Source organism: Patulibacter sp. (assembly GCF_030655195.1).
Lineage (GTDB): Bacteria > Actinomycetota > Thermoleophilia > Solirubrobacterales > Solirubrobacteraceae > Patulibacter.
In genome coordinates, this window is record NZ_JAURWA010000041.1 from 1 (window position 1) to 24,980 (window position 24,980).

Annotated in this window: 24 protein-coding genes; 10 read left to right on the plus strand and 14 right to left on the minus strand. The window is 74.9% G+C overall.

Going from position 1 to position 24,980, the window contains the following annotated elements; translation table 11 throughout:
* Positions 1 to 291: 291 nt before the first annotated feature.
* Positions 292 to 855, minus strand: a complete 564-nt coding sequence (locus tag Q7T67_RS04270) for a dihydrofolate reductase family protein (protein ID WP_304786338.1) — start codon at positions 853 to 855, stop codon at positions 292 to 294.
* 129 nt (positions 856 to 984) lie between these two features.
* Complete coding sequence (locus Q7T67_RS04275; protein WP_304786340.1) at positions 985 to 2,856, minus strand: nicotinate phosphoribosyltransferase; 1,872 nt, start codon at positions 2,854 to 2,856, stop codon at positions 985 to 987.
* Between the two features lie 199 nt (positions 2,857 to 3,055).
* On the opposite strand from Q7T67_RS04275, the gene Q7T67_RS04280 reads away from it, so the two are divergent.
* The 3 genes from Q7T67_RS04280 (at position 3,056) to Q7T67_RS04290 (ending at position 6,301) form a co-directional block, all read left to right on the plus strand.
* Entirely contained in the window at positions 3,056 to 4,120 is a 1,065-nt protein-coding gene (locus Q7T67_RS04280; RefSeq protein WP_304786342.1) for a TerC family protein, read from the plus strand.
* Positions 4,121 to 4,257: 137 nt separating this feature from the next.
* Positions 4,258 to 5,232: a glycosyltransferase family 2 protein gene (locus tag Q7T67_RS04285; protein ID WP_304786344.1), complete on the plus strand. Its 975-nt coding sequence runs from the start codon at positions 4,258 to 4,260 to the stop codon at positions 5,230 to 5,232.
* Between the two features lie 247 nt (positions 5,233 to 5,479).
* The gene (locus Q7T67_RS04290; RefSeq protein ID WP_304786346.1) at positions 5,480 to 6,301 is read left to right on the plus strand and encodes an MBL fold metallo-hydrolase; all 822 of its coding nucleotides are present in this window, start codon (positions 5,480 to 5,482) and stop codon (positions 6,299 to 6,301) included.
* A 4-nt stretch (positions 6,302 to 6,305) separates the two neighbouring features.
* On the opposite strand, the gene Q7T67_RS04295 is transcribed toward Q7T67_RS04290, so the two are convergent.
* Together Q7T67_RS04295 and Q7T67_RS04300 are read right to left on the minus strand one after the other, a co-directional pair.
* Positions 6,306 to 6,893 (minus strand): TetR-like C-terminal domain-containing protein, encoded by a 588-nt coding sequence (locus tag Q7T67_RS04295; protein ID WP_304786348.1) that lies wholly within the window; start codon positions 6,891 to 6,893, stop codon positions 6,306 to 6,308.
* 1 nt (position 6,894) lies between these two features.
* Positions 6,895 to 7,584: an MBL fold metallo-hydrolase gene (locus Q7T67_RS04300; protein ID WP_304786350.1), complete on the minus strand. Its 690-nt coding sequence runs from the start codon at positions 7,582 to 7,584 to the stop codon at positions 6,895 to 6,897.
* A gap of 171 nt (positions 7,585 to 7,755) precedes the next feature.
* Here Q7T67_RS04300 and bktB point away from each other — a divergent pair, with 171 nt between their 5' ends.
* Complete coding sequence (gene bktB, locus Q7T67_RS04305; RefSeq protein ID WP_304786352.1) at positions 7,756 to 8,940, plus strand: beta-ketothiolase BktB; 1,185 nt, start codon at positions 7,756 to 7,758, stop codon at positions 8,938 to 8,940.
* 127 nt (positions 8,941 to 9,067) lie between these two features.
* Positions 9,068 to 9,718, plus strand: a complete 651-nt coding sequence (locus Q7T67_RS04310) for a hypothetical protein (RefSeq protein WP_304786354.1) — start codon at positions 9,068 to 9,070, stop codon at positions 9,716 to 9,718.
* A gap of 11 nt (positions 9,719 to 9,729) precedes the next feature.
* On the opposite strand, the gene Q7T67_RS04315 is transcribed toward Q7T67_RS04310, so the two are convergent.
* The 4 genes from Q7T67_RS04315 to Q7T67_RS04330 all read right to left on the minus strand — a co-directional run bounded on the left by Q7T67_RS04315 (position 9,730) and on the right by Q7T67_RS04330 (position 13,173).
* On the minus strand, positions 9,730 to 10,368 hold the full coding sequence (locus Q7T67_RS04315; protein WP_304786356.1) for an NUDIX hydrolase: 639 nt from the start codon (positions 10,366 to 10,368) through the stop codon (positions 9,730 to 9,732).
* Position 10,369: 1 nt separating this feature from the next.
* A complete protein-coding gene (locus Q7T67_RS04320) occupies positions 10,370 to 10,924 on the minus strand; it encodes a hypothetical protein (protein WP_304786358.1) in 555 nt (184 codons plus the stop codon).
* Positions 10,925 to 11,005: 81 nt separating this feature from the next.
* Entirely contained in the window at positions 11,006 to 12,511 is a 1,506-nt protein-coding gene (locus Q7T67_RS04325) for a DHA2 family efflux MFS transporter permease subunit (RefSeq protein ID WP_304786360.1), read from the minus strand.
* 74 nt (positions 12,512 to 12,585) lie between these two features.
* A complete protein-coding gene (locus Q7T67_RS04330) occupies positions 12,586 to 13,173 on the minus strand; it encodes a TetR/AcrR family transcriptional regulator (protein WP_304786362.1) in 588 nt (195 codons plus the stop codon).
* A 169-nt stretch (positions 13,174 to 13,342) separates the two neighbouring features.
* On the opposite strand from Q7T67_RS04330, the gene Q7T67_RS04335 reads away from it, so the two are divergent.
* Entirely contained in the window at positions 13,343 to 14,656 is a 1,314-nt protein-coding gene (locus Q7T67_RS04335) for a mannosyltransferase family protein (protein WP_304786364.1), read from the plus strand.
* Between the two features lie 118 nt (positions 14,657 to 14,774).
* On the plus strand, positions 14,775 to 15,188 hold the full coding sequence (locus Q7T67_RS04340) for a hypothetical protein (protein ID WP_304786366.1): 414 nt from the start codon (positions 14,775 to 14,777) through the stop codon (positions 15,186 to 15,188).
* Between the two features lie 172 nt (positions 15,189 to 15,360).
* On the opposite strand, the gene Q7T67_RS04345 is transcribed toward Q7T67_RS04340, so the two are convergent.
* Together Q7T67_RS04345 and Q7T67_RS04350 are read right to left on the minus strand one after the other, a co-directional pair.
* The gene (locus Q7T67_RS04345; RefSeq protein WP_304786368.1) at positions 15,361 to 16,182 is read right to left on the minus strand and encodes an exodeoxyribonuclease III; all 822 of its coding nucleotides are present in this window, start codon (positions 16,180 to 16,182) and stop codon (positions 15,361 to 15,363) included.
* Positions 16,183 to 16,231: 49 nt separating this feature from the next.
* On the minus strand, positions 16,232 to 17,047 hold the full coding sequence (locus Q7T67_RS04350) for an enoyl-CoA hydratase/isomerase family protein (RefSeq protein ID WP_304786370.1): 816 nt from the start codon (positions 17,045 to 17,047) through the stop codon (positions 16,232 to 16,234).
* 157 nt (positions 17,048 to 17,204) lie between these two features.
* Here Q7T67_RS04350 and Q7T67_RS04355 point away from each other — a divergent pair, with 157 nt between their 5' ends.
* The 3 genes from Q7T67_RS04355 to Q7T67_RS04365 all read left to right on the plus strand — a co-directional run bounded on the left by Q7T67_RS04355 (position 17,205) and on the right by Q7T67_RS04365 (position 20,701).
* On the plus strand, positions 17,205 to 18,296 hold the full coding sequence (locus tag Q7T67_RS04355) for an alpha/beta hydrolase (RefSeq protein ID WP_304786373.1): 1,092 nt from the start codon (positions 17,205 to 17,207) through the stop codon (positions 18,294 to 18,296).
* Between the two features lie 31 nt (positions 18,297 to 18,327).
* The gene (glpK, locus tag Q7T67_RS04360; protein WP_304786374.1) at positions 18,328 to 19,827 is read left to right on the plus strand and encodes a glycerol kinase GlpK; all 1,500 of its coding nucleotides are present in this window, start codon (positions 18,328 to 18,330) and stop codon (positions 19,825 to 19,827) included.
* A gap of 118 nt (positions 19,828 to 19,945) precedes the next feature.
* Positions 19,946 to 20,701, plus strand: coding sequence for a lysophospholipid acyltransferase family protein (locus Q7T67_RS04365; protein WP_304786375.1), 756 nt, complete (start codon positions 19,946 to 19,948; stop codon positions 20,699 to 20,701).
* Positions 20,702 to 20,842: 141 nt separating this feature from the next.
* Here Q7T67_RS04365 and Q7T67_RS04370 read toward each other — a convergent pair whose 3' ends face one another.
* From Q7T67_RS04370 to Q7T67_RS04385, 4 genes are all read right to left on the minus strand, one after another.
* Positions 20,843 to 21,670, minus strand: a complete 828-nt coding sequence (locus Q7T67_RS04370; protein ID WP_304786376.1) for an SDR family NAD(P)-dependent oxidoreductase — start codon at positions 21,668 to 21,670, stop codon at positions 20,843 to 20,845.
* A 144-nt stretch (positions 21,671 to 21,814) separates the two neighbouring features.
* Positions 21,815 to 22,417 carry a hypothetical protein gene (locus tag Q7T67_RS04375; RefSeq protein WP_304786377.1) on the minus strand — a complete coding sequence of 201 codons (603 nt, stop codon included), beginning with the start codon at positions 22,415 to 22,417 and terminating at the stop codon, positions 21,815 to 21,817.
* A 5-nt stretch (positions 22,418 to 22,422) separates the two neighbouring features.
* Positions 22,423 to 23,757, minus strand: coding sequence for an acyl-CoA dehydrogenase family protein (locus tag Q7T67_RS04380; protein ID WP_304786379.1), 1,335 nt, complete (start codon positions 23,755 to 23,757; stop codon positions 22,423 to 22,425).
* A complete protein-coding gene (locus Q7T67_RS04385; RefSeq protein WP_304786381.1) occupies positions 23,754 to 24,938 on the minus strand; it encodes an acyl-CoA dehydrogenase family protein in 1,185 nt (394 codons plus the stop codon). The genes Q7T67_RS04380 and Q7T67_RS04385 overlap by 4 nt, the downstream gene beginning before the upstream one ends.
* Positions 24,939 to 24,980 lie beyond the last annotated feature (42 nt).

Sequence of the window (24,980 nt, forward strand, 5' to 3'; positions counted from 1 at the left end):
CGGCCGGCGACCTGGTGCTGCGCCGCTCCGCCGCGGCCCTCGGTCTGCCGGGGGACGCCAGGGGCCTCGCGGCCCACGCCGAGCGCTGGTCGCCGTGGCGGGCCTCCGCCGCCCAGCACCTGTGGGCCGCGGCGGCGGACCGGCCGACGGCGCCCGCGGGGTAGCGGGCGGGAGCCGTCGGAGGCCCCGGGGAGCGGGGTGGGCCGGCCGCAGGGGCCGCAGGCAACGGGGTGGCCGACCGGCGGCCCGCCGTCCACCGCCGCCCCCGCAGCCCGCGGGCCGATCCCGGCCTCAGGGACGGACGACGCGGTGGCGCGTCAGGACGATCCCGGACCGGAACGCGCGGGCCTCGACCGTGCGCAGCGGCGGCACCGACGTCCGGCCCTCGAAGAGGCGCCGCCCGCGGCCCTCGACGTGGGGATAGACGAAGCAGCGGTACTCGTCGACGAGGTCGGCGTCGATCAGGGCGTGGCAGAGCGCGACGCTGCCCGTGACGACGATGTCGCTGCCCTCGGCCTCCTTCAGGGCGCGGACGTCGTCCTCGAGCGGGCCGCGCAGGATCGTGGTCCCGGCCCACCCGGGGTCGTCGAGGGTCGTGGACACCACGTACTTCGCGACCCGGTCGAGGTGCTCGGTGACGCCGGTGGTGTCGTCCGCCTGCTTCGGCCAGTAGCCGCGCATCTCCTCGAACGTCGTCCGTCCCACGAGGAAGGCGTCGGAGGCGTGGGCCTGCGCCATCAGGGCCTCGTTGACGTCGCCCATGTCGCCCTCCTGGTCGGCGGGACCGAACCACGACGAGTCGTTCGAGACGACGCCGTCGAGGGTGATGTTCTGCGTGATGATCAGGTCGCGCACGAGCGCTCCTCCCGGTCGGTTCGTCCCTACGACCCGTGCCGCCGGCGGGACTCATCGGTGCCGCGGTCGCGAGGGCCCGGCTCCCGGTCGGCGTCGCCGACCCGGTCGGCCACCGGGCCGCGACGCGGGTCAGTGCGCCCGGGCGGCGGCGGTCGTCGCGACGCTCGCCCCGGCGGCCCGCAGCTCCTCGAGCGCCCGGCCGCCGTCGCCGGGCTGCACGTCGACCGCCGCGACCGCGTCGGTGACCACGACGGTCGGCAGGCCGCCGTGCAGCGCGTCGAGGACCGTGGCCCGCACGCAGTAGTCCGTCGCGAGACCGCAGACCACGGCGCGGCGGACCCCGGCGGCGCGCAGCCGCTCCAGCAGCCTCGTGCCGTCGAACGCGGAGTAGGCGTCGCGGTCCACGTCGGTGCCCTTGTCCAGCGTCGTCGCACCGCGCAGGTCGAGGTCCGGGTGCAGCTCGGCGCCGCGGGTGCCGTCGACGCAGTGCGGCGGCCACGTGCCGCCACGCTCCGCGAACGACACGTGGCCCACGGGGTGGCGGTCGCGCGAGGCCACGATCGTCGCCCCGGCCTCGCGCGCCCGGTCCAGGAGGCGACCGATCGGCGCCAGGACGCGGTCGCCGTCGGGGACGCCGAGCGCGCCGCCGGGCAGGAAGTCATGCTGGACGTCGACGACCACCAGCGCGTCGTCGGGCCCGAGCAGCAGCTCGCCCGACAGCGACGAGCGGAGCTCCCGGAGCGCGCGCGACCGCCGGACCGGCGCGGGGACCGTGCCGGCCCGCCCGAGCTCGGCGGCGGCACGCTCGCGCGCCGCGCCCAGGTCCAGCGCGCCGGGGACCTCGACGCCGCAGCGGACCACGGGGTGCAGCAGCGGCTCGCCGGGCGTCGCCTCGTGGGAGAGGTGGATCTCGAGCTCGGTGTCGTCGCCGGTGCCGCGCCGCGCCAGACCGTGGACGCCCGGGTCGGTCTCCTTGCCGGGCGAGCGCTTCATGACGGAGCGGCGGGACGGGTCGGTCTCGTCGTGCTGGGCGCACAGCTTGTAGACGCCGCCGAGCGGGTCGCCGGCCCGCAGGCGGGTCCCCAGACCGAAGTCGTCGGCGGGCACGCCGTCCCGGACCATCGCCCCGATCGACTCGGCGTCGAGGTCGCCGGAGAGCATGATCCGCGTGTCGCCGAAGCCGGCGGCGTCGAGCTGGGCGCGGGCGTCGCGGGCCCCCTGCGCCAGGTCGCCGGAGTCGATCCGGACGCCGCGCAGCGGGCTGCCCGTGCGGCGCGAGGCGGCCATCGCCCGCTCGATGCCCCGCGTCGTGTCGTACGTGTCCACGAGGACGGCCGTCCCCTCGGGGTGGTCGCCCAGGGCGTCCGCGAAGGCGTCCTCCTCGTGGTCCTCGCCGCGGGCCATCACGGCGTGGTGGGCCATCGTCCCGACCGTGGGGATGCCGTGCAGGAGACCCGCCAGGGGCAGCGCGGTGCCGGCGAAGCCCGCCAGCCAGGCGGCGCGCGCGGTCGCCGGCCCGGCCTCCGGGCCGTCGAGCCGGCGCAGCGAGAAGTCGTAGACCGGCCGGCCGGCGGCGGAACGCACCGCGTCGGCGGCGACGGTCGCCACGCGGGTGGCGTAGTTCAGGGCCGCGAGCACCACCGGCTCGACGATCGTGGCCTGCACCCGGGGTGCGGTGACCCGGAGCAGGGGCACGCCGGCCGGCAGGCAGGTGCCCTCGGGGACCGCCCAGACGGTGCCGGTGAAGCGCAGGTCGCCCAGCGCGTCGACCAGCGCGTCGGAGAACCGCCCGTCCGCCCGCAGCCAGTCGAGCTCCTCCGGGGTCGACGACAGCCCGAGCAGGCCGTCGACGACCTCGCGGACCCCGGCGACCATGACCCACGGGCGGCCCGGGGGAAGGCGGCGGATCGTCACCTCGAACGACACGAGGTCGTCGCGGTGGTGGCGGACGAACGTGTCCGCCATCGTCAGGGTGTAGAGGTCGGTGGTGAGGACGCTCACGGGGCCACCTGGCGGGTCGGGGGGCGGTCCGGGTCGGAGATTCGCGGCACGCTGCCGCTCGTCCGCTACCCTTCCGTCTCGAAGAAGGGCAGTATCCCGCAAGCGACGTCGCCGTCATCACGGCCCTCAGGGGCCCGGTGCGTCCACCCCTGCGGTGGGAGAGACCTTCGGCCCAGTCCATCTCGTGGTCGGAGACTCCATGACCCTTCCTGCACCCCTGCTCGCCGCGTCGAGCTCGTCCGAGAGCACCGGCTCCGAGGTCTCGATCCTCGTCTGGCTCGTGTTCACGGCGTTCATCGTCGCGATGCTGATCCTCGACCTCGTGGTCCACCGCCACTCCGAGGGCGACGACGAGGAGCACGCCCACGTCCCGCCGTTCAAGCAGAGCGTCATCTGGTCGATCGGGTGGACGCTGCTGGCGCTGGCGTTCACCGCCGTCGTCCCGTTGATCCACAGCGGCTTCGGCGGCAAGGAGGCCGGCGAGTTCGTCACCGGCTACGTGATCGAGCGCAGCCTGTCGCTGGACAACCTCTTCGTCTTCACGATCCTCTTCTCGTTCTTCAGCGTGCCGATCTACGCGCAGCGGAAGGTGCTCTTCTACGGCATCGTCGGCGCGATCGTGCTCCGCGCGATCTTCATCCTCGTCGGCGGCGCGCTGCTGAACACGTTCCACTGGATGATCTACGTCTTCGGCGCGTTCCTCGTGATCACCGCCATCCGCATGGCGACGCACAGCGACACCGAGGTCGACCCGAGCAAGAACCCCGTCCTCAAGGCGATCCGCAAGGTGATCCCGATGAGCGACGAGTACGAGGGCTCGAAGATCTTCACGAAGCAGAACGGCAAGCGGATCGGCACGCCGATGCTCGCCGCGCTGGCGATGGTCGCCACGTTCGACGTCATCTTCGCGATCGACTCGATCCCGGCCATCTTCGCGGTGACCCGCGAGACGTTCATCGTCTTCGCGGCGAACGCGTTCGCGCTGCTCGGCCTGACGTCGCTGTTCTTCCTGATCGCCGGGCTGCTCGAGCGCTTCCACTACCTCAACTACGGCCTCGCGTTCATCCTCGGGTTCGTCGGCGTGAAGATGCTGATCACCGACATCTGGCACATGCCGATCTACGTCTCGCTGATCGTCATCATCGGCACCCTGCTCGTCTCGGCCTGGGCCTCGCTGAAGTGGCCGAAGGACGAGGACGGCGGCACGGACGGTGACGGCCCCGGCGGCACCGCGCACACCCCGACGGCGGCGCCCGTCGGCTGAGGGCCGGCGGCCGACGGCCGCCCGCGTCACCCGGGTCCCGGCGGGGCGGTCGATCGGCCGCCCCGCCGTCGTTCGCGCCCCGGCCCGCGTCCGGCGGGAGGGCCGTGCGTGCGCCACGCCCCGCTAGCCTGCCGCGGGTGCCCGCGCCCGTCGTCTCCGTCGTCGTGCCCACGCGCGACCGGGCGGTCCGCCTCGCGCGGCTGCTGGAGGCGCTGCGGGCGCAGACGCTGGACCCGACGTCCTTCGAGGTCCTGGTCTGCGACGACGCCTCGGCGGACCCCGACGTGCGGCGCGTGCTGGACGCCGTGCAGGCCGAGGGCGTCCTGACCCTGCGGGTGCTGCTGAGCGACGCGCCGGCCGGGCCCGCGGTCGCGCGCAACCGGGCGTGGCGGGAGGCGACCGCACCCCTGGTGGCGTTCGTCGACGACGACTGCGTGCCCGTGCGCCACTGGCTCGAGGCGCTGGTCGACGCATGGTCGGCGGCGGACCTGGGCGACCGCGACCTCGCCGTGCTGCAGGGGCCCGTCGACCCGGACCCCGCGGAGTACCCGCACGACTTCGGCCCGTTCGCGACCACGCTGTGGGTCCGCGAGGGCTCGCCCCGCTTCGAGACCGCGAACATCGCCTACCCGCGGGCGCTGCTGGAGCGCCTGGCCGGCTTCGACGAGCGCCTCGTCGTCGCCGGGGAGGACACCGACCTGGGTTGGCGGGCGGTCGAGGCCGGCGCGACCGTCGTCTGGGCGGGCGACGCGCAGGTCCACCACGGCGTCGTGCAGCAGGGACCCTGGGGGCGCCTGGCCAAGGGCTGGCGCTGGCGCTACGTCCCCGCGGTCTTCGCGCGGCACCCCGGGCTGCGTCGCGAGCTCGAGCTCGGCGTCTTCTGGGGCCCGCCGCACCTGTGGCTCTTCGGGGGGCTGCTCGCGCTGGCGCTGCAGGGCCGCCCCGGGGTCGGCTGGTCCCTCGCCCGCTGGTGGCTCGGCGGGCCCTACCTGCGGCGCCTGAGCCACTACCGGACGGGTCCGGCGCTGGCCCCGTACCGGCTGGCCTGCGACCTCGTCGAGGTAGCGGCGATCGGCACCGGCGCGGTCCGCCACCGGGTCCCCATGATCTGAGGGGGGAACGGGTGCGGGCCCCGCCCCGAGCGTCTCGGGCCGGAACGCGTCGGACGTCGGCGCGGCTCGGGGCACCCGCAGGGGGTGCAGGCCCCGCCCCGAGCGTCTCGGGCCGGAAGGCGTCGGACGTCGGCGCGGCCCGGGGCACCCGCAAGGGGTGCGGGCCCCGCCCCGAGCGGCTCGGGCCGGAACCCGTCGGACGTCGGCGCGGCCCGGGGCACCCGAAGGCGCGCGCTAGGGTCCGCCGATGCCCGACGCCACGGCGCTCGCCGACCGGAGGATCGCGCTCGTCCGCGCGGACAACCCCGGCCCGAAGACCCTCACGGGCACGAACACCTGGCTGCTCCGGGACGAGGACCGGGCCTGGGTCGTCGACCCGGGGCCCGACCTGCCCGAGCACCTCGATGCGGTCGCGGCGGCCGCGGAGGAGCGCGGCGGCGTCGCCGGGATCGCGCTGACCCACCGCCACGACGACCACGCCGACGGCGTCCTCGGTCTGCTGGAGCGCGTCGGCCCGGTGCCCGTCGCCACGAGCACGGGCTGGCTGCCCGACGGCGCCCCGGCCGGCGCGACGGCGACGACGGTGGGGGAGGGCGACGCGTTCGGGCCCTTCGCGGTCGTCCGCACCCCCGGGCACGCGGCCGACCACGTCGTCTTCGTCGCCGGCGACGCGGCGTTCGTCGGCGACACGGTGCTCGGCGAGGGCAGCGTCCTGCTCGTGCCCCACGAGCACGCGCTGCGCGGCTACCTCGACGCCCTGACCCGCCTGCGCGCCCGCGGCCTGGCGATCCTCCTCCCCGGGCACGGCCCGGTCGTGCTCGACGCCGACGCGAAGCTCGACGAGTACGTCGCCCACCGCCTGGACCGCGAGCGCCGGGTCGTCGACGCGCTGGCCGCCGGCTCGCGCAGCGCCGACGAGATCCTCGACGCCGTGTGGGACGACGCCCCGGGCATCCTGCGCATCGCCGCGGCGGTCACGCTTCGCGCGCACCTCGACAAGCTCGAGGACGAGGGCCGGCTCCCGGAGGGCGTCGAGCGGCAGGAGTTCGGCGACTTCGACGGGCTGTAGGCGCTCAGCGGCGGGCGGCGGCGTGGGCGTCGAGGCCCGCGAGCTGGAACGCCACGAGCAGGTCGAACGAGACGTCGAGCGACGCGTCCATCCCGAAGCCGCGTCCGGACTCGAGCAGGACGAACCCGTGCAGCGCGCTGCGGACCGCTCGCACGAGGTGGACCAGGCGCTCCTCGTCCTGCTCCCAGTGCCGGAGCACCGCGAAGACGACCTCGACCGCCCGGGCGAAGGCGGCCCGCAGCTCGTCGTCCTTCGCCAGGTCCGTGCGCTGGGTGGCCGCGTATGCGCCCGGGTGCGCCACGGCCCAGGTCCGGTAGGCCCGGGCGAGCTCGCGGACGGCGTCCGGTCCCGAGCGGCCGACGGCGGCGGTCCGCAGGGCGGTCCCCAGCCCGCGCAGACCGCGCAGCGCCACCGCGCGTCGTGCGCCGTCGAGGCCTGCGACGTGGTGGTAGAGGGACGGCGTGCGGACGCCGAGCTCCGCCGCCAGCCGCGCGAGCGACAGCGCGTCGAAGCCGTCGGCGTCGGCGATCGCCACGGCGGCGTCGGTGACCCGCTCGGCGTCGAGGCCGGGCCGGGGGCGCGGGGGCGCCACGTCAGCGGCTGCGCGCGACGGCGGCCTCCATCGCGGCACCGGGGTCCTCGACGACGGGCCCGTGGCCCGGGGCCAGTCGCGCGGGGTCCAGCGCCCGCAGTGCCTCCGCCGACGCCAGCGCGGTCGGCCGGTGCCACGTCGCCAGGGCCGGCAGCGGGAACAGCGGCCGGGGCTTGGCGCACGTCGCGACCCCCGTCACCGTCGCGTAGGCGTCGCCGCAGAGCAGCGTGCCGTCGCGCTCGTCGAGGAACGCGAGCTGCCCGGGCGTGTGGCCGGGGGCGGCGACCGCCCGCAGCGAGCCGACGTGGTCCCCGGGTTCGATCGTCCGGGTCGGCACGGTGCTCGCGCCCTTCAGGCCGCCGCGGAGCTTCGACCGGGGTTCGTCGGGATCGAGCGTCGTGTCGCCCGCGAGCAGACGCGCGTCGCGGGTGGAGATGACGACCTCCACGTCCGGCAGCTGTGCCGCGAGCGCGTCGAGGCCGCCGACGTGGTCGTCGTGGGCGTGGGTCAGGACGATCCGCACGATCGGCCGACCGAGGCCCTCCGCCGCGGCCAGGATGCGCTTCACCCCACCCTTCAGCGTCGTGTCGACGAGGGTCAGGCCGTCGTCCTCGGGCACGAGGTAGGCGTTGACCAGGCCGAGGTACGTGACGCGGATCGTGCCGGCCGGGGTGGGTGCGCTCTTGCTCATAGCCTGCAGCCTAATGGCATTAGTTGACGTTGTCCAGGGCGGGGGCGGCGGAGGACCGCGGCCCCGTGCGGCTCGCTACGCTTCCCCGCCTCCCCTCTCCCGGCACCGCCGGGAGCCAGCGCCGGCGCGTCCCTCGATGCGCCCTTCTCTCTCGCAACAGCAGGAGCCCTCATGACCGGTGTCGTCATCGCCTCGGCCGCTCGCACAGCGATCGGCAGCTACGGGAAGTCCTTGAAGGACGTCCCCGCGACCGAGCTGGGGGTGACCGCCACGAAGGCCGCCCTCGAGCGCTCCGGGCTGCAGCCCGAGCAGATCGAGCACGTCGTGTTCGGCAGCGTCATCCACACGAACACGAACGACATGTACATGGGCCGCGTCGTGTCCGTGAACTCCGGCATCCCGATCGAGACGCCGGCCTTCACGGTCAACCGCCTCTGCGGCTCCGGCGTGCAGTCGATCATCACCGCCACGATGCACATCCAGACCGGCGACGTGGAGACCGCGATCGCCGGCGGCGCCGAGTCGATGTCCCAGGCGCCGTACTGGATCCCCTCCGCCCGCTGGGGCGCCCGCATGGGCCCCGGCAAGATGGTCGACCCCGTCGTCGGCTCGCTGAACGACCCGTTCAAGACGATCCACATGGGCGTCACGGCGGAGAACCTCGCCGAGCGCGACACGATCTCGCGCGAGGACCAGGACGCCTTCGCGCTGCGCTCGCACCAGCGCGCCGCGGCCGCCCGCGAGGCCGGCAAGTTCGCAGACGACATCGCCCCCGTGGTCATCAAGACCCGCAAGGGCGAGGTCGTCTTCGACCAGGACGAGCACATCCGCCCCGACATCTCGCTCGAGGCGCTCGCGAAGCTGAAGCCCGCGTTCAAGCCCGACGGCACCGTCACGGCCGGCAACGCGTCCGGGCTCAACGACGCCGGCGCGGCGATCGTCCTGCTCTCCGCCGACAAGGCGAAGGAGCTCGGCACCCCCGTCCGCGCGAAGGTCGTGGGCTACGCGATCACCGGCGTGGATCCGAACATCATGGGCATCGGCCCGGTCACGGCGATCAACAAGCTGCTCGGGCGCACGGGCGTGAAGCTCGAGGACATCGGCGTCATCGAGCTCAACGAGGCGTTCGCCGCCCAGGCGCTGGCCGTCACGCGCGAGCTCGGCCTGGACGACGAGGACCCGCGGGTGAACCCCAACGGTGGCGCGATCGCCATCGGTCACCCGATCGGCGCCTCCGGCACCGCGATCACCGTCAAGGCGATCGGCGAGATGGAGCGCACCGGCGAGCGCTACGGCCTCGTCTCGCTCTGCATCGGCGGCGGGCAGGGCATCGCCCTGCTCCTCGAGAAGCCGTAGCCCGGCGGCGGGTGGGGCGACGCCCTGCCCGCCGGATGCGGTGCCCGCCCACCCGCCCTGCTCCTGGAGCGCCCCTAGCCGGTCGGCACGCGACCCGGACCCCCGCGTTCGTTAGGGTCCGGGACCCGTGCTCTTCACCACCGCAGACGACGTCCACGACAGCCTCGGCCGGCTCTTCCAGGAGCTCGCCACCGATCAGGACGTCGGCCTGCGCCTCTCGCGACTGGACACCGTCGTGCAGCTGCGGTACCGGCAGCCCGACACGAAGGTGACGCTCGTCGCCCGCGAGGGCGACGCGCCCGCCGTCCACCTCGGCGACGTGCCGCAGGGCACCCCCAACCCCGAGCTGATCCTCACGCTCGACGCCGACGTCGGCCACCGCCTGTGGCTCGGGCACCAGAACGTCGCCGTCGGCATCGCCCGCGGCACCATCCAGTGCAAGGGCGAGACCCGGCGCATCGTCGACCTGCTCGACCTCGCCCCGGCGATCACCCCCCACTACGAGCAGCTGCTGCGCGCCACCGGCCGCGAGGCGCTGCTGGACCCCGAGGCCGGGCTCCCGGTCGAGCCGGCCGAGGGCGAGGGCGCGCCGGAGGGCGACGCGACCAACGCCGCCGAGCCGAACGCCGAGTCCGAGATCGCCGACGGGGAGACCCCCGGGGGCGAGTCGACGGGCGAGAGCGTCGACGCCGCCGGCGAGGCCATCGTCGAGGCCGCGTCCAACGCCGCGGAGCCCAACGCGGAGTCGCAGCTCGCCGAGGGCGACCAGCCCGCCTGAGCGCCCCGCGGTCAGGCGCCCGGCGGCCGCTCGCCCGCCGGGATCTCGCCGCTGCGGTAGTGCACCAGGCCGCCGTCGGGTCCCGGGATCGAGAGCACGGGGTCGCCCTCGTGCTCACCGAGCACCGGCAGCGTCGCGTCGGGCATCGCCCCCGGGCACGCCGCCAGCGCGTCGTCGACCGAGGCGTGCGGTGCCAGCGCCTCGAGCTGGCGCAGCGTCGGGAAGGCCAGGATCGCCCGGCCCTCCTGCGCGTCGTGCAGCAGAGCGTCGGGCGTCGCCCAGCGGCTGTCGACGATCTCCTCGCCGTCGATCTGCGCCTCCGCGCCGCGCGGCGCCCGGGCGAGGAAGAACACGGTGTCGTAGCGCCGCGGCAGCGCCTCCGGGGTCACCCAGCGGTCGAAGATCCGCAGCTCCTCGGCCGGGACGGCGATGCCGACCTCCTCACGGACCTCGCGCGCGGCGGCGACGGGCCAGGCGGCCTCGCCGTCCCCGTCGCCGGGCTCGACGCGGCCGCCCGGGAAGACCCAGAAGCCGCCCATGAACTTCGCCTTCGACGTGCGCTGCCCGACGAGGACCTCGAGACCGTCCGGGCCGTCGCGCACGACGACCACGGCGGCGGCCATCTTGGGGATCACGGGGGTGTCGGTCATCTCATCGGCCCTTCGGGGTGGCGGCGAACGCCGCGTAGTCGAGCTTCCAGGCGCCGGACTCCAGGTGCATCGGCACCGGCGCCTCGCTGCCGAGGCTGAGCGTGGCGCGGTCACCGGCGATCACGACGTCGGCGTCGTCGATCAGCTCGAGGTCGCGGGGCGACGGGCCCGCAGCGGAGTTGCCGATCGCGGGCAGCAGCTCGCGGCAGGACCCCTGCTGCCCGCGGGCCCGCAGGAGCTCCTGGAATCCCGTGACGGCGGCGCACGCGGTGTCGGCGTCGCGGTCGGCCACGGCCTCGGCGAAGGCACGGAACCCGCGGCGCACCGCCACGGCCTCGTCCTCCGAGGCGGCGCGTCCGTCCTGTGCGTACGCGCCCACGTCGCCCGTCGGCGGTGCGGTCGCGCCGGTCGCGGTGCCGCCGCGCGAGCCCTGTTCCGCCATCGCGGGCGGGACGGTGGACGCGGACGTCGTGGTCGGGCCGTCGTCGCCGCAGCCCGCGGCCCCGACGGCCACCAGGACGCAGAGGAGGGTCGTGAGCGGGCGGAGGGGCTGCATCGGCGGGAGCGCCCGGGACGGCCGGGCGACCGGGCCAGCCTAGCGGCCCGGGCCGGGGTCCCGGGACCGGGAGCGGGGCGCTCAGACCCGCTCGAGCGCCGGCCGCGACGGGCCGGGTGTCGCACCGTCGAGGGCGTCGTCGGCGTGCTCGCGGGCGGCGTCGCCCGCGGCGTCCTCGGCCCGCAGGACCTCGGGCAGCGCCACCGGGCGGCGTCCGGGGGTGAGCAGGCCGACGAGCGCGCCCACGGCCAGGACGGCGGCGCCGACCGGGACCGCCGCGCGCAGGCCGTCGGTGAACGCCTCGGGCGAGACGTAGGACCCGCTCGACGCGAAGACCGTCGCCAGGACGGCGACGCCGAAGACCCCGCCGGTCTCGCGGATCGCGTTCGTCGCGCCGGAGGCCTTGCCCGCCAGCGCGACGGGCGCGGCGGCCAGGACCGCGCCGGTGACCGGCGCGATCACCATGCCCATCCCGGCGCCCGAGAGGACGAACGGCACGACGAGCGACCCGTAGGACGCGTCGACCGAGACGACGGCGGCCAGCCACACGAGGCCGGCGGACTGCAGCGCCATGCCGACGGTCAGCAGCGGGCGGGCGCCGATCCGGTCGGCCAGGATCCCGGCGATCGGGGCGACCAGCACCGGCATGCCCGTCCACGGCAGCGTCCGCAGGCCGGCCTCGAGCGGGCCCATGCCCTGGGCGATCTGGAAGAACTGGCCGAGCAGGAAGATCGACCCGAACATCCCGAAGAACATCGCGAAGACCAGGCCGTTGGTCGCCGAGAACGGCACGGAGCGGAAGAGGCGCAGCGGCAGCATCGGCGCGACCGTCCGGCGCTGCCACGCGAGGAACGCGGCGAGCACGACGAGGCCCGCGCCGATCGAGACCAGCACCGTCGTGCTGCCCCAGCCGAGCTCCTGGCTGCGGACGATGCCGAACGTCAGGCCGAACAGCCCGAGGGTCGAGAGCACGAGGCCGGGACGGTCGATCGGGGTGGTCCGGCCGCCCTCGCCGTAGGACTCGCGCAGACCGCGGATCGCGATCGGGAGCAGGAGCAGCCCGACGGGGACGTTGAGCCAGAAGATCCAGGACCAGTGGGTGCCCTCGACGACCGCGCCGCCGACGGCCGGGCCGAGGGCGACCCCGAGCCCGCCGACGGCGCCCCACAGGCCGATCGCCGGACCGCGGCGCTCCGCCGGGACGGCGTCGGCGAGGATCGCGAGGGAGAGCGGGGTGATGATCGCGGCGCCGAGGCCCTGCAGCGCGCGGGCGGCGATCAGCGCGTCGACGCTGCCGGCCAGGGCCGCGGCGGCGCTCGAGGCGGTGAAGAGCGTCAGGCCGATGAGGAACATCCGCTTCCGGCCGAAGCGGTCGCCGAGCGCCGCGCCGGTGAGCAGGAAGACGGCGAACGCGAGGGTGTAGGCGTTGACGGTCCACTCGAGCGACTCGAGAGAGCCGCCGAGGTCGGCCTTGATCGAGGGCAGGGCGACGCCGACGACGAGGTTGTCCAGCGAGGTCATGAAGACCGCGACGGCGACGATCAGGACGGCGCGGAAGGGATGGGCGAGTGCGGGTGGGGCGGGCATGGCGGTGGCTTTCGAGTGAGTGCTTACTCTCTTCGGGGCCGACGACGGCCCCGGGGGTTCCGGTCTGGGGTGGCTCAGGTCTCGGGGTGGGGCGGCCGGATGCAGGCGGGGTCGTCGCCCCCGTGCTTCTCGGTCAGGGTGCGGGCGAAGGGCTCGTCGACCTCGTGCAGGTCCAGCGCGGCGGTGACGTTCATCAGCATCCCCTGGGCGAAGAAGCCGCTGACCTCCTCGTCCGGGGCGCCGGTGGTGCGCTGCACGAGCTCCACCAGGTCGCGGAACGAGGCGCGCATGGCCGTGCGGATCTCGGGGTGCGTGGGGGAGGCCGCGTAGGCGTGGAGCTGCACGAGGATCACGTCGCGCTCGGCGAGCAGCTCGACGTAGGCGGCGCCCATCGCGGCGAACGGGTCCTCGCCGCGGGCGAGGGCGGTCGACGCGGCGTGGTCGAAGCGTTCCTGGATCCGGGCGTTGCAGCGGGCCACGAGCGCGACGGCGAGGTCCTCCTTCGACGGGAAGAGCCGGAAGAGGTAGGCGTGCGAGATGCCGGCGGCCTTGGCGATCGCCAGGGTCGGGGTGGCGTCGAAGCCGCGCTGGGCCACGAGGCCCATGGCGGCCTCGAGGAGCTGCTCGCGCCGCTCCTCGGCGGACAGGCGGGTCGTCGACATCGATGGTGAGTGTGCACTTACTTCCTCTCGCTGTCAAGGGCGACCGGGCCGGCCCGCGCCGTCGTGTCCCGGGGCGCGGATCGGCGCGGCGGCCCCGCCGGGGACCGGACGGAGCGCACGCGACGGCCCGGGGGAGCACGCGACGCCCGGAACCGCGATCCTTCGGGGCGTGAGCTCGTCGCCCGCACGCACGGTCGGCCGTCCCGGTGGCGTGCTCGAGGAGACCATCGGGGTCGAGTGGGCCCTCGCGCTGCGCGAGGCGGTCCGTGCGTTCCTCCTGTCGCGGGCGGTCGTCTGGATCGCCGGGCTGCTGGCGCTGGCCGTCTTCGGCTGGGTCGAGGCCCGAGGCGGCCGGCTCGACCCGCTCTGGGCCTGCCGGCCCTCCGGGGTCGGGGGCGTCGACGCGCTCGTCGCCCCCGGCTGCCGCTGGGACAGCACGTGGTACCTCGAGATCGCGCAGGGCGGCTACTCCCCGACGGACCCGTCGCGGTCGGCGTTCTTCCCGCTATATCCCCTGCTCGTCTCCGTCGTCTCCGCGCCCCTGGGTGGGGCCCTGGTGCCCGCGGCGCTCCTGATCTCCTGGACGACGGCGATCGGCTTCCTCACGCTCCTGCACCGGTGGGTCGCCCGTGCCCGGGACGCCGCGACCGCCACGACCGTCGTGCGCGTCGCCGCCTACGTGCCCCCGGCGATCTTCCTCTCGGCGATCTACACCGAGGCGCTCTTCCTGCTGCTGTCGCTCGGGGCGATGGTCGCCGCCCGAAAGGACCGGTGGGTGCTCGCCGGCGTCCTGGCGATGGTGGCGGCGTCGTGCCGCAGCATCGGCACCCTGCTCGTCCTGCCGCTGCTCGTCGAGTACCTCTGGGGTCGGCGCAGCGGCGGGGAGACCCGTCTGGTCGCCCGGTGGTGGCACCCGCGGCACCCGATCCGGCGCGACGTCCTGTGGATCGGCCTGGTGCCGCTGGGCTTCGTCGCCTACGGGGTGTGGCTCGGCATCTCGACGGGCGACCCGCTGGGGGCCGTCGCCGCGCAGGGCGATTGGGAGCGGCACTTCCTCACGCCGATCGGCGGCCTGCTCGCCGGGGTCTGGGCGATCGTCGGCCGGCTCGGCGACTACGCCGGCGCGTGGACGCTGGCGCCGCTGGTCGAGGGGCAGTCGACCGGACTGACGCTGATCCGCGACGTGATCCTGCTGCTCTGCGTGGTCGCCGTGATCGCCGCGCTGTGGTGGGCACGCCGCCGCATGCCGGTCAGCTGGGTCGCCTGGGGCGTGATCTCGCTCGCGTACCCGCTGTCGGTGCCGTCGGTCCAGCAGCCGCTGATGTCGCTGCCGCGGTTCTCGCTGGCCTGCTTCCCGATCGTGGTGGCCATCGGCCTCTGGGCGCACGCGAAGCGGGGCCGGATGCGCTGGCTGGCGCCGACCCTGCTGACGCTCCAGGCCGCCTGGGCGATCAGCTTCGTCTCCTGGACCTGGGCGCCGTAGCGGCGCCCCGACGGGGTCGGTCCCGGGCTGCGCTACCGTCCCGGGAGGACCCTCCCGCCGCGTCGTGCGCCGCTCCCGGCGGGCCGCTCCGGGCCCCGCCCCGAGGATCCACCACCCCATGCGAGAGAGCCCCGTCGCCAAGCTGATCGCGCAGTCGGTCGCCGACCTGCGCGCCGAGGGGGACGACGTCGACGACACCGCCCCGCGGATGGGCCTGCGCGCACGAGCGGTCGGCGGGGCGTCCGCCGACGACCCGGCGACGGACGAGCCCGCCCTGGACCCCGACGAGCTCTCCCGTCGGCTGCGCCGCCCCGTGGCCGGGCACCACCACAGCCCGACGACGATCGCCCACGTCGAGGCGGCGCGGCAGCTCCGCCAGCTGCGGGAGGCCGGCGTCGCGGACCACGAGATGTCCTGGGCGCTCTTCGCCGCGGTCCGCCGCCGGCTCGTCGAGACCTACGACCTGCCCGCGACGTTCGCCACGACGCTGGCCCACCGGGCCACCGCCGAGGTCGACCCGCACCTGCGGTAGCCCGAGACGCTCGGGGCGGGGCCCGCACCCCTGCGGGTGCGCCGAGCCCTGCCGCCGATCCGCGCGGTCCGGCCCGAGACGCTCGGGGCGGGGCCCGCACCCCTGCGGGTGCGCCGAGCCCTGCCGCCGATCCGCGCGGTCCGGCCCGAGACGCTCGGGGCGGGGCCCGCACCTACTCCAGGTCGACGACCAGCGGGACGTGGTCCGACGGCTTCTCGCCCTTGCGGAAGTCCCGCGCGATCCACACGGAGTCGATCTTCTTCGCAGTCTCCGCGTCCAGCAGCGCGAGGTCGATCCGCAGGCCCCAGTTCTTGTGGAACGAGCCGGCGCGGTAGTCCCACCAGGTGAAGACGGGCTCGCCGGCGGCGTCCAGCGCGCCGTTGTACGCCTCGTGGGCGTCGACCAGCGGTCCGGCCTCGAGGACCCCGCGCAGCGCCGCGCGCTCGGGCTCGGAGGTGTGGGTCGAGCCCTCGAACTGGGCGGGGTTCCAGCAGTCCTGGTCCGTCGGGCAGACGTTCATGTCGCCCAGGACGGCGACCGGACCGGCGTCGGCGAGCACGCGAACCCGCTCGGCCATCGCCCGGAAGAACTGCAGCTTGGCCTGGTAGTCGGGGTGGTCCAGCGCCTTGCCGTTGACGACGTAGGCGGAGCAGACGACGGTGTCGCCGACCCGGGTCTCGACCCAGCGGGCCTGCTCCGGGTCGAACTCGCCGTCGAGGCCCCGGACGGTGTGCGAGCTGGCGTCGAGCGCCGGATCGCCGTCGCCCGCCTCCGCGTCCTCGATCCGCGTGAGCACCGCCACCCCGTTCCACCGACCGCCGGAGTGGTCGTCGATCCGGTAGCCGTAGGACGCCAGGGCCTCGCGCGGCAGCTGCTCCTCGGAGCACTTCGTCTCCTGCAGGCAGACCGCGTCGGGCTCGAGCTCCTCGAGCAGCTCGAGGACGCGCGGCAGGCGGGCCCGGAGAGAGGCGACGTTCCAGGAGATCAGGCGCACCCGCCCATCGTGCCGGGTCGGGCGGTCGGGGCGTCGGGCGGGGCGGCGCCTACCGCCCGCGCCAGACCGGCGCGCGCTTCTCGCGGAACGCCGTGACGCCCTCGAGCAGGTCGTCGGAGCGGAAGCTCGCCTCGCGCAGGGCGACGAGCTCGGCCTGGAGCTCCGGGGTGACCTCGCCCTCGGCGCCCAGCAGCTCCCGCAGCATCCGCTTGTTGCCGCGCTGGGCGAGGGGGGCGTGCCCGGCGAGGTCGGTCGCCAGCGCGAGCACCTCGTCCTGCAGGTCCTCCGCGTCGGCGGTGCCGTTGATCAGGCCCCACGCCAGGGCGGTTCCGGGGTCGATCGCGTGGCCCAGCAGGAACAGCTCGCGGGTGCGCGCCACCCCGATGACGTCGACGAAGCGGCGCAGCCCGGTGTGGGGGTAGACCAGGCCGAGCTTCGCGGGCGGCATCGCCAGCTCGATGTGGTCGGCGGCCACGCGCAGGTCGCAGGCCAGCGCCAGCTCGAGCCCGCCGCCCATCGTGTGACCGGGCAGGGCGGCGACCGTCGGCACGTCGGTGGCCTCGAGCGCCTCGATCGCGGCGGTGAACGGATGGGCGATCAGCGCCTCGGCGCGGCGGACGAACTCCTCGCGCGGCAGGTCGCCCAGCCCGCCGAGGTCGTAGCCGGAGGAGAACCGGCCGCCCGCGCCGGTCAGGACGATCGCGCGCACCCCGGCGGCGACGCCCGCCTCGCCGCCGTGCTCGCCGACCGCGGCGGCGATCGCGTCGAGGACCGCGTGGTCGAGGGCGCCGTGGCGCTCCGGGTTGGAGATCGTCAGGCGGACGACCCCGTCGGCGGGGTGGTCGATCAGGAGCTCGCCGGGCATGGAGCGCGGGACGATAGCCGCGGGTGGCGCCTCGCCGCCCGTCGCGACCGGCGGTAGGACGGGTCGCGCGCTCGCCGGTCCGACGGGGGAGGCGTCGGCTGCGGGCGTCGTCCTGCGCCGCGCCGAGGTCCCGCGCCCGCGCCGATAGGGTCCGCCCATGTCGTCCGTGCCGCTGCAGCCGACGGTCCGCCGGTTCGGTCCCCCGAGTCCCCAGACGGTCAAGCTCGGGAGCCGCACGCGCCGCTGGTGGCTGCCCGTGGCCAAGAGCTGGCGGATGACCCCGCGCGGGATCCGCATCCTGCAGCGCGTCATGGATCCGACCGACCACGTCCCGATCCTGCGCGGCACGGCGGTCGAGAAGACGACGATCGGCGGGGTCCGCTGCGAGCGGGTCCGGGCGAAGCGGGCGATGAAGGAGCCGGGCCCCGGCCCGAGCGTCGCGAGCCCCGCCGCCGACGAGCCGCTGATCCTCTACCTGCACGGCGGCGGCTACGTCTTCGGCTCGGTCCGCACCCACCGCGGCCTCGTCGCGCGGCTCTCGCACGTCACGGGGCTGCCCGCCGTCTCCGTCGACTACCGGCTGCCGCCGGAGTGGACGCTGCCCGCCCCGATCGAGGACGCCCTGGCCGTCTACCGCGCGGTCCTCGAGCACACCGACGCGTCGCGGATCGTGGTGGCGGGCGACTCCGCCGGCGGCAACCTCGCGCACGAGCTGGTGCTGCACGCCGCGGAGGAGGGCCTGCCGATCCCCGGAGCCCTCGTGCTCCTGTCCCCGTGGAGCGACCTGTCCGCGAGCGGCGAGTCGATCCGGCTGAACGCCGCCGAGGACCCGTTCATCCCCGAGATCGGGTTGCGGCGGTGCGCGCGCGTCGCGGTCGGCCGGGCGGACCCGTCGGACTGGCGCGTGTCGCCGCTCTTCGCGCCCGCCGAGCTGCAGGCGCAGCTGCCCCCGACCCTGATCCAGGTCGGCGCGGGGGAGGTCCTGCACGACGACGGCGACCGCGTCGCGCGCGTCCTCGCGGCGGCCGGGGTGCCGGCGACGATCGACGTCTTCGAGGGCGCGCTGCACGTCCCCCCGGCCTGGGCGGGGACGCCGGAGGCCCGCGACGCCCTGCACCACATCGCCGACTTCGTCGCCGAGCACCTTCCCGGCGCGCCGAGCTCCAGCCGCCGCGCCGCCGACGAGGCGACCGACCGCGACGCCGACGGCGTCGCCCCCGGGCCTCCCGGCGCCCCCGGACGGACGTGATGCACCGCCGACCGACCCCGAGGGGCCCCGCATGATCCTCGCCATCGACCAGGGCACGACGGGCACGACGTGCTTCGTCGTCGACACCGACGGCGAGCCGGTCGGCCGGGCCTACCGGGAGTTCCAGCAGTTCTTCCCGCAGCCGGGGTGGGTCGAGCACGACGCGGGGGAGATCTGGGCGACGACGCGGGCGGTCGCGCTGGCGGCCTGCGACGACGCCGGCGTGGATCCCGCCGACCTGCAGGCGGTCGGGATCACGAACCAGCGCGAGACCGTCTGCGTGTGGGACCCCGCGACCGGCGAGCCGCTCCATCGCGCGATCGTCTGGCAGGACCGGCGCACCGCCGGCATGTGCGACCGGCTGCGGCAGGAGGGGCACGAGCCGCTCGTCCGCGAGCGGACCGGCCTCGTCCTGGACCCCTACTTCTCCGGGACGAAGATGGCCTGGATGCTCGAGCACGCGCCCGAGCTGCGCGAGCGCGCCGCCCGGGGCAGCGCGGTCTTCGGGACGATCGACTCGTGGCTCCTGTTCCAGCTGACCGGGGAGCACGTCACCGAGCCGTCCAACGCGTCGAGGACCATGCTCTTCGACCTGCGCACGGGCGCGTGGGATCCCGAGCTCTGCGAGCTCTTCGGCGTCCCGATGCGCTCGCTGCCCGAGATCCGCCCGTCGATCGGCGGCTTCGGCCGCGTGCGGGAGGGCGTCCTCGGGGGCGCGACCTGTCCCGTCGGCGGGGTCGCCGGCGACCAGCAGGCGGCGCTCTACGGTCAGGCGTGCCTGGACCGCGGCGAGGGGAAGAACACCTACGGGACCGGCTCGTTCGTCCTGCTGAACACCGGCATGGCCGCCGACGCCCCGGGCGGCCGACCCGTCGTCCACGACGGACTGATCACCACCGTCGCATGGCAGATCGGGGCCCGCACGGTCTACGCCCTGGAGGCGTCCGTGTTCGCGACCGGCGCGGCCGTCCAGTGGCTGCGCGACGGCCTGCGCATCATCGACTCGGCGGGGGAGACCGAGGGGCTCGCCGGCTCGCTGTCCTCCAACGACGGGGTCTACCTCGTCCCCGCGTTCGCCGGTCTCGGCGCCCCGCACTGGGACCCCTACGCCCGCGGGACGATCGTCGGCCTGACCCGGGGCAGCACGCGGGCGCACCTCGCCCGCGCGACGCTGGAGTCGATCGCGTTCCAGACGGTCGACGCGGTGCGCGCGATGGAGCACGCCTCCGGGGAGGACCTGCGGGTGCTGAAGGCCGACGGCGGCGCGACCGCCAACCGCTGGCTCATGCAGTTCCAGGCCGACGTCCTGGGCGTCCCGGTCGTCGTGCCGGCGATCCACGAGACGACGGCGCTCGGCGCCGCGTTCCTGGCGGGTGTCGGGGTCGGCGTCTGGAGCCAGCGCGACGTCGCCGCCACCTGGCGCGAGGCGGTGCGCTACGACCCGGCGATGTCCCGCGACGAGGCGGAGGCGCTGCACGTCGGCTGGGCCGACGCGGTGTCGCGCTCGCTGCGGCAGGTCGTGCCGGACTGACCGGGGGCTCGCCCGTGGGCCCGCCGGCGCCGGCCGATCGACGCGGGCGCGGGGGCGACGGCCCTCGTCCGCGCGGCGCGGCACCCCTGCCTACGGTCCCGGAGGCTACGATGCCGCGATGGCGGACGACCTGGTCAAGCTCAAGGAACAGGTCTACATCGACCCGCGGCCGAAGGAGCTGTTCGACAAGTACCACGTCCGGACGCGCCAGAAGGAGCCCGGCCCCGCCTACGACGTCGTGCGGCTGGTCACGTCGCTCGTCGGCCTCGGCTTCTACCGCACCGTCGCGTACGGCACCGAGCGGATCCCCGCCGCGGGGCCGCTCGTCATCGCGCCGAACCACTTCTCGAACTTCGACCACTTCTTCATGGGTCTCGGCACGCGCCGGAAGATCCACTTCATGGCGAAGTCGCAGATGTTCAAGCCGCCGATCGACCAGGTCTACGCCAACGGCGGCACGTTCCCGGTCCGTCGCGGACAGCGCGACGACGAGGCGTTCGAGACGGTGCACGCGATCCTCGACCGCGGCGGCGCGATGGCGATGTACTGCGAGGGCGGGCGCTCCCGCACCGGCGAGCTGGCCGAGCGGGCCAAGCCGGGCATCGGCCGCATCGCGATCGAGAGCGGCGCGACGATCCTGCCGTGCGCGATCCACGGCAGCTCGCACGTGCGCAACCTCAAGCGCGGCCACTTCCCGAAGATCACGATCCTCTTCGGCGAGCCGCTGCGGTGGGAGCGTCAGGGTCCGGGGAACGCCGGCCGCGACGCGTCGCAGGCCGTCGCCGACCAGGTCTTCGACCGGATCAAGACGCTCTACTCGATCGTCGGCGACGGCGGGCGCCCCGCGGCGAAGGCCTGGACGCCGGAGGGCTGAGCGGCGGGGCGGGCCCCGGGACCGGCGGGGAGGATCGGCGGTGTCGGCGGCGAACCCCGGGGAGGATCGCCCCCGACGCACCGTCCGGAGCCGCGGAGTCCCGCAGCACCGGCCGTGTCGGGGGTGTGTCGTTCCTGGCCCTCAGCCGGTCATGCCGCCCGGGGCGCCGCCGGTGATGTGCAGCGTCTGCCCCGAGACGTAGTCCGCCCACGGCGAGCAGAGGAAGAAGACGCCGCCCGCGGCCTCCTCGGGGGTGCCCGCACGACCCAGCGGCACGCTCAGCGCCGCCATCTCGCGTGCGGCCTCGGGGATCCCCAGCTGCACCCGCTGCCCGTCGATCTCGGTCACGTTGGACTCGTCCTTCACCGCGGTCAGGCGCGTCTCGATCCAGCCGAACGCGACGGCGTTGACGTTGACCTTGAACTGGCCCCACTCCTTGGCCAGCGTCTTCGTCAGGCCGACGACGGCGGACTTGCCGGCGGCGTAGTTCGCCTGACCGGCGTTGCCGAACGTGCCGGAGATCGACGAGACGTTGACGATCTTGCGGAAGACCTCGACGCCGTCGGCGCGCTCCTGCTTGGCGGGCTCGCGCAGGTGCGGCGCGGCGGCGCGGATCAGCCGGAACGGCGCAACGGTGTGGATCGCGAGCATCCGGTCGAACGCCTCGTCGGTCATCTTGTGCAGCGGCGCGTCGAGCGTGTAGCCGGCGTTGTTGACGAGGATGTCGATCCGGCCGTGGGCGGCGATCGTCTCGGCGACGATCCGGTCGGGCACCTCCGACTTCGTCAGGTCGCCCGTGACGACCGAGGTCTCGCCGGGCAGGCCGTCGGCGGCCTCCCGGGCGACGTCTGCGTCGAGGTCGTTGACCACGACCGTCGCGCCCTGCTCGCTGAGGAGCCGGGCCGTCGCCAGCCCGATCCCGCGGCCCGATCCGGTGACGATCGCGACCTTGCCGTCCAGTACGCCCATGCTGCTGCTCCTCCGTCGTGGTGCTCTCGGTCGGGAGGATCGCGCACCGCGTCCGAGGTCGGGCCCCCGGTCCGGTCCGGGTCACCTCCGCCGACCCCGGGATCGCGAGCCCGACGCGAGGCACGGGGCGCGCCCGGGCCCCGGTCAGCCGTCCCGCAGGGCCCGGGCGATGGCCGCCCGGCCGTCCTCGAGGACCGGGGACCCGTGGGAGACGAGCACCCGGCGGACGGGCAGCTCCAGCAGGGGGCGCAGCGCCAGGACCAGCCCGGCGTGGTCCAGGGGCGTCGGCAGCGACCGGAGCCACGACTCCGGGCAGGTCCGCAGGCCGCCGTCGGCGTCCCCGAGCAGCCGGTCCCCGGGCACGAGGGTGCGGTGGGCGGGGAGCCAGACCATCGACTCGCCCGCCGCCTCGACGGGACGGAGCTCGACGCCTGCCGGCAGGTCGTCACCCGGGCCCGCCGTGCGGGCGGACCAGCGGTCGACCGCGGCGTCGCGCGAGCGCTCGTGCCACGGGATGGTCGTCAGCACGACGACCGGGAACCCCCACCGGGCGACGTGGGCGTCGAGCGTCTCCCACCCGTCGTCGGGCACCAGCGGGTCGATCAGGACGGTGGCGTCCGCCGCGTTCACGAGCACCGAGCCGACCTCACGGCCCCAGTCGTCGACCGAGTCGGGCTCCGCCGGACGCCAGTCGGGGTGCGGCGTGGTCCAGCGCCAGAGGCCCTCGTCGATCCGCTGGAGCTCCATGCGGCTCAGACCCCCATCATCCGCCCGATGACGTCCTTCATGATCTCGTCGGTGCCGCCGCCGATCGGGCCCAGGCGGGCGTCGCGCAGGGCCCGCTCGATCCCGTACTCCTTCATGTAGCCGGCGCCCCCGTGCAGCTGCAGGCAGCCGTCGGCGACCTCGACCATCGCGCGCTGGGTCATGAGCTTGACCTGCGCGACCTCCATCGGGGTGACGACGCCGAGGTCGTGCTTGCGCAGCGCCTCGAACGTCAGGGCGCGGCACGCCTCGGCCTTCGTGCCCATCTCCGCCAGCGCCCAGCGGGTGCCCTGGAAGTCCGCGATCCGTCGACCGAACGCCTTGCGCTCCGCGACGTAGGCCTTCGTCGTCTCGAGCACCGCGTCCATCCCGGCGACGGCGCCGAGCGCCATCGAGATCCGCTCCCACGCGAAGTTGGCCATGATCAGCTTGAACGCGCCGTGCAGCTCGCCCAGCAGGTGCTCGTCGGGGACGAAGACGTCCTGCAGGCTGATCAGCGCCGTGTCCGACGCGTGCCACCCGAGCTTCTGCAGCGGCCGGGCGGTGATCCCGTCGCCGCGGTCCGCGCCGAGCAGCGCCGGGTCGTCCTCGGAGCCCTCGGGTGCCGGCGGGCGCTCGATGACGAGGAACGAGATGCCGCCGTGGCCGCCCTCCTCCGAGGTCTTGACGGCGGCGACGAGGTGGTCGGCCCGGACGCCGCCGGTGATGTAGCACTTCTCCCCGTTGACGACGAAGCCGCCGTCGACCTTCCGGGCGGTCGTCTGCACGCCGGCGACGTCGCTGCCGGTGCCCGGCTCGGTGATCGCCAGCGCGGCGACCGTCGCGCCCCGCAGGACCGGCGGGATCCAGCGCTGCCGCTGCTCCGACGTGCCGAACTTGAGGATCGGCGGGGTGGCGATCGTGACCGGGGCGCCGAGGGCCGCGGCGAGGCCGGCGGAGCCCGAGCGCGCGAGCTCCTGCTGGAACACGGCCTCGTCGATCGGACCGCCGCCCTGACCGCCGAGCTCCGTCGGGTAGGCGAGGCCGAGGAAGCCGAGCTCGCCCGCGCGGCGGAAGACGGAGGAGGGCACCCACTCGGCGTCCTCCCACTCCTGCACGTGCGGCTTCAGCTCGGCGTCGACCCAGCGGCGGATCGAGCCGCGCAGCTCCTCGTGGTCGGCGGTGAACGGCGGGTCCGGCAGGCGCGCGGCGCCGTGGTCGACGCTCGAGGAGGCGGCGGCGGCCGCGCCCTGCTCCGGGGCGGCCGCCTCCGCGCCGTTGGCGTCGGGGGTCGCGAGGGTCGGGTCGCCGACCGCGGCGGTCGGGCGCTCCGCCGTGCTCACAGGCCGTAGCTCCGGCCGATGACCTCGAGCATGGTCTCGTCCGTACCCGCGCCGATGCGGTTCAGGCGCAGGTCGCGCCAGGCGCGCTCGATGCCGTACTCCTTCATGTAGCCGGCGCCGCCGTGGATCTGCAGGCACTCGTCCGCGACCTCGCAGGCCATGCGCGAGGTGTAGAGCTTCGCCATCGAGATCTCGCGCACCGGGTATTCGCCCTGCATCACGCGCCAAGCGGTGTTGTAGGTCATCTGGCGGCCGGCCTCGATCTTCGTGGCCATCTCCGCGAACTTCCAGCGGATGCCCTGGAACTTGCCGATCGAGCGGCCGAAGGCCTGGCGCTCGCGGGCGAACTCGAGGGTGCGCTCGACCAGGCGATCGGCGGCCGCGACCGCACCGGCGGCGGCGACGAGCCGCTCGCCCTGGAGCTCCCACATGATGTGGTAGAAGCCCTTGCCCTCCTCGCCCAGCAGGTTCTCGGCGGGCACCCGGACGTCCTGGAAGGCCAGGAGCGCGGTGTCCGAGGCGTGCATCCCGAGCTTCTCGAGCCGCTTCTCGCGCACGACGCCGGGGGAGTCCATGTCCACGATCAGCAGGCTGAAGCCGCCGTAGCCCGCGTCGGGGTCGGTCTTGACGACGAGGACGATGTAGTCCGCCCGGTGGCCGTTGGTGATGTAGAGCTTGGAGCCGTTGACGACCCACTCGTCGCCGTCCCGGACCGCCGTCGTCTGGATCCCCGCGACGTCGGATCCCGCGCCCGGCTCGGTGATGCCCAGGCAGGCGATCTTCTCGCCCTTCATCGCGGGCACGAGGTACTGCAGCTTCTGCTCGTGGGTGCCCAGGAGCTTCAGCGGCGGGTTGGCCATGTCGGTGTGGACGGCGACGCCCATGACCAGCCCGCCGGAGTGCGAGCGGGACATCTCCTCGGCCAGCACGATCTGGGTCGCGTAGTCGCCGCCCTGGCCGCCGTACTCCTCGGGGTAGTGCAGGCCGAGGTAGCCGAGCTCGCCCATGCGGGTGAAGACGGAGTCGGGGAAGGTCGTCTCCTCCCACGCGTCGGCGTGCGGGGCGAGCTCCTTCTCGACGAAGGAGCGGATCGATGCGCGGAGCTCGTCGTGCTCGTCGGTGAAGATCGGGTGGCGCCCCGAAGCCGCGTGGTCGGGCTTGAGGACGGTGTCGGTGGCCATACCGCGAAAGTAGCATGTGGCACCTCCTACTTGGGGCAGGGG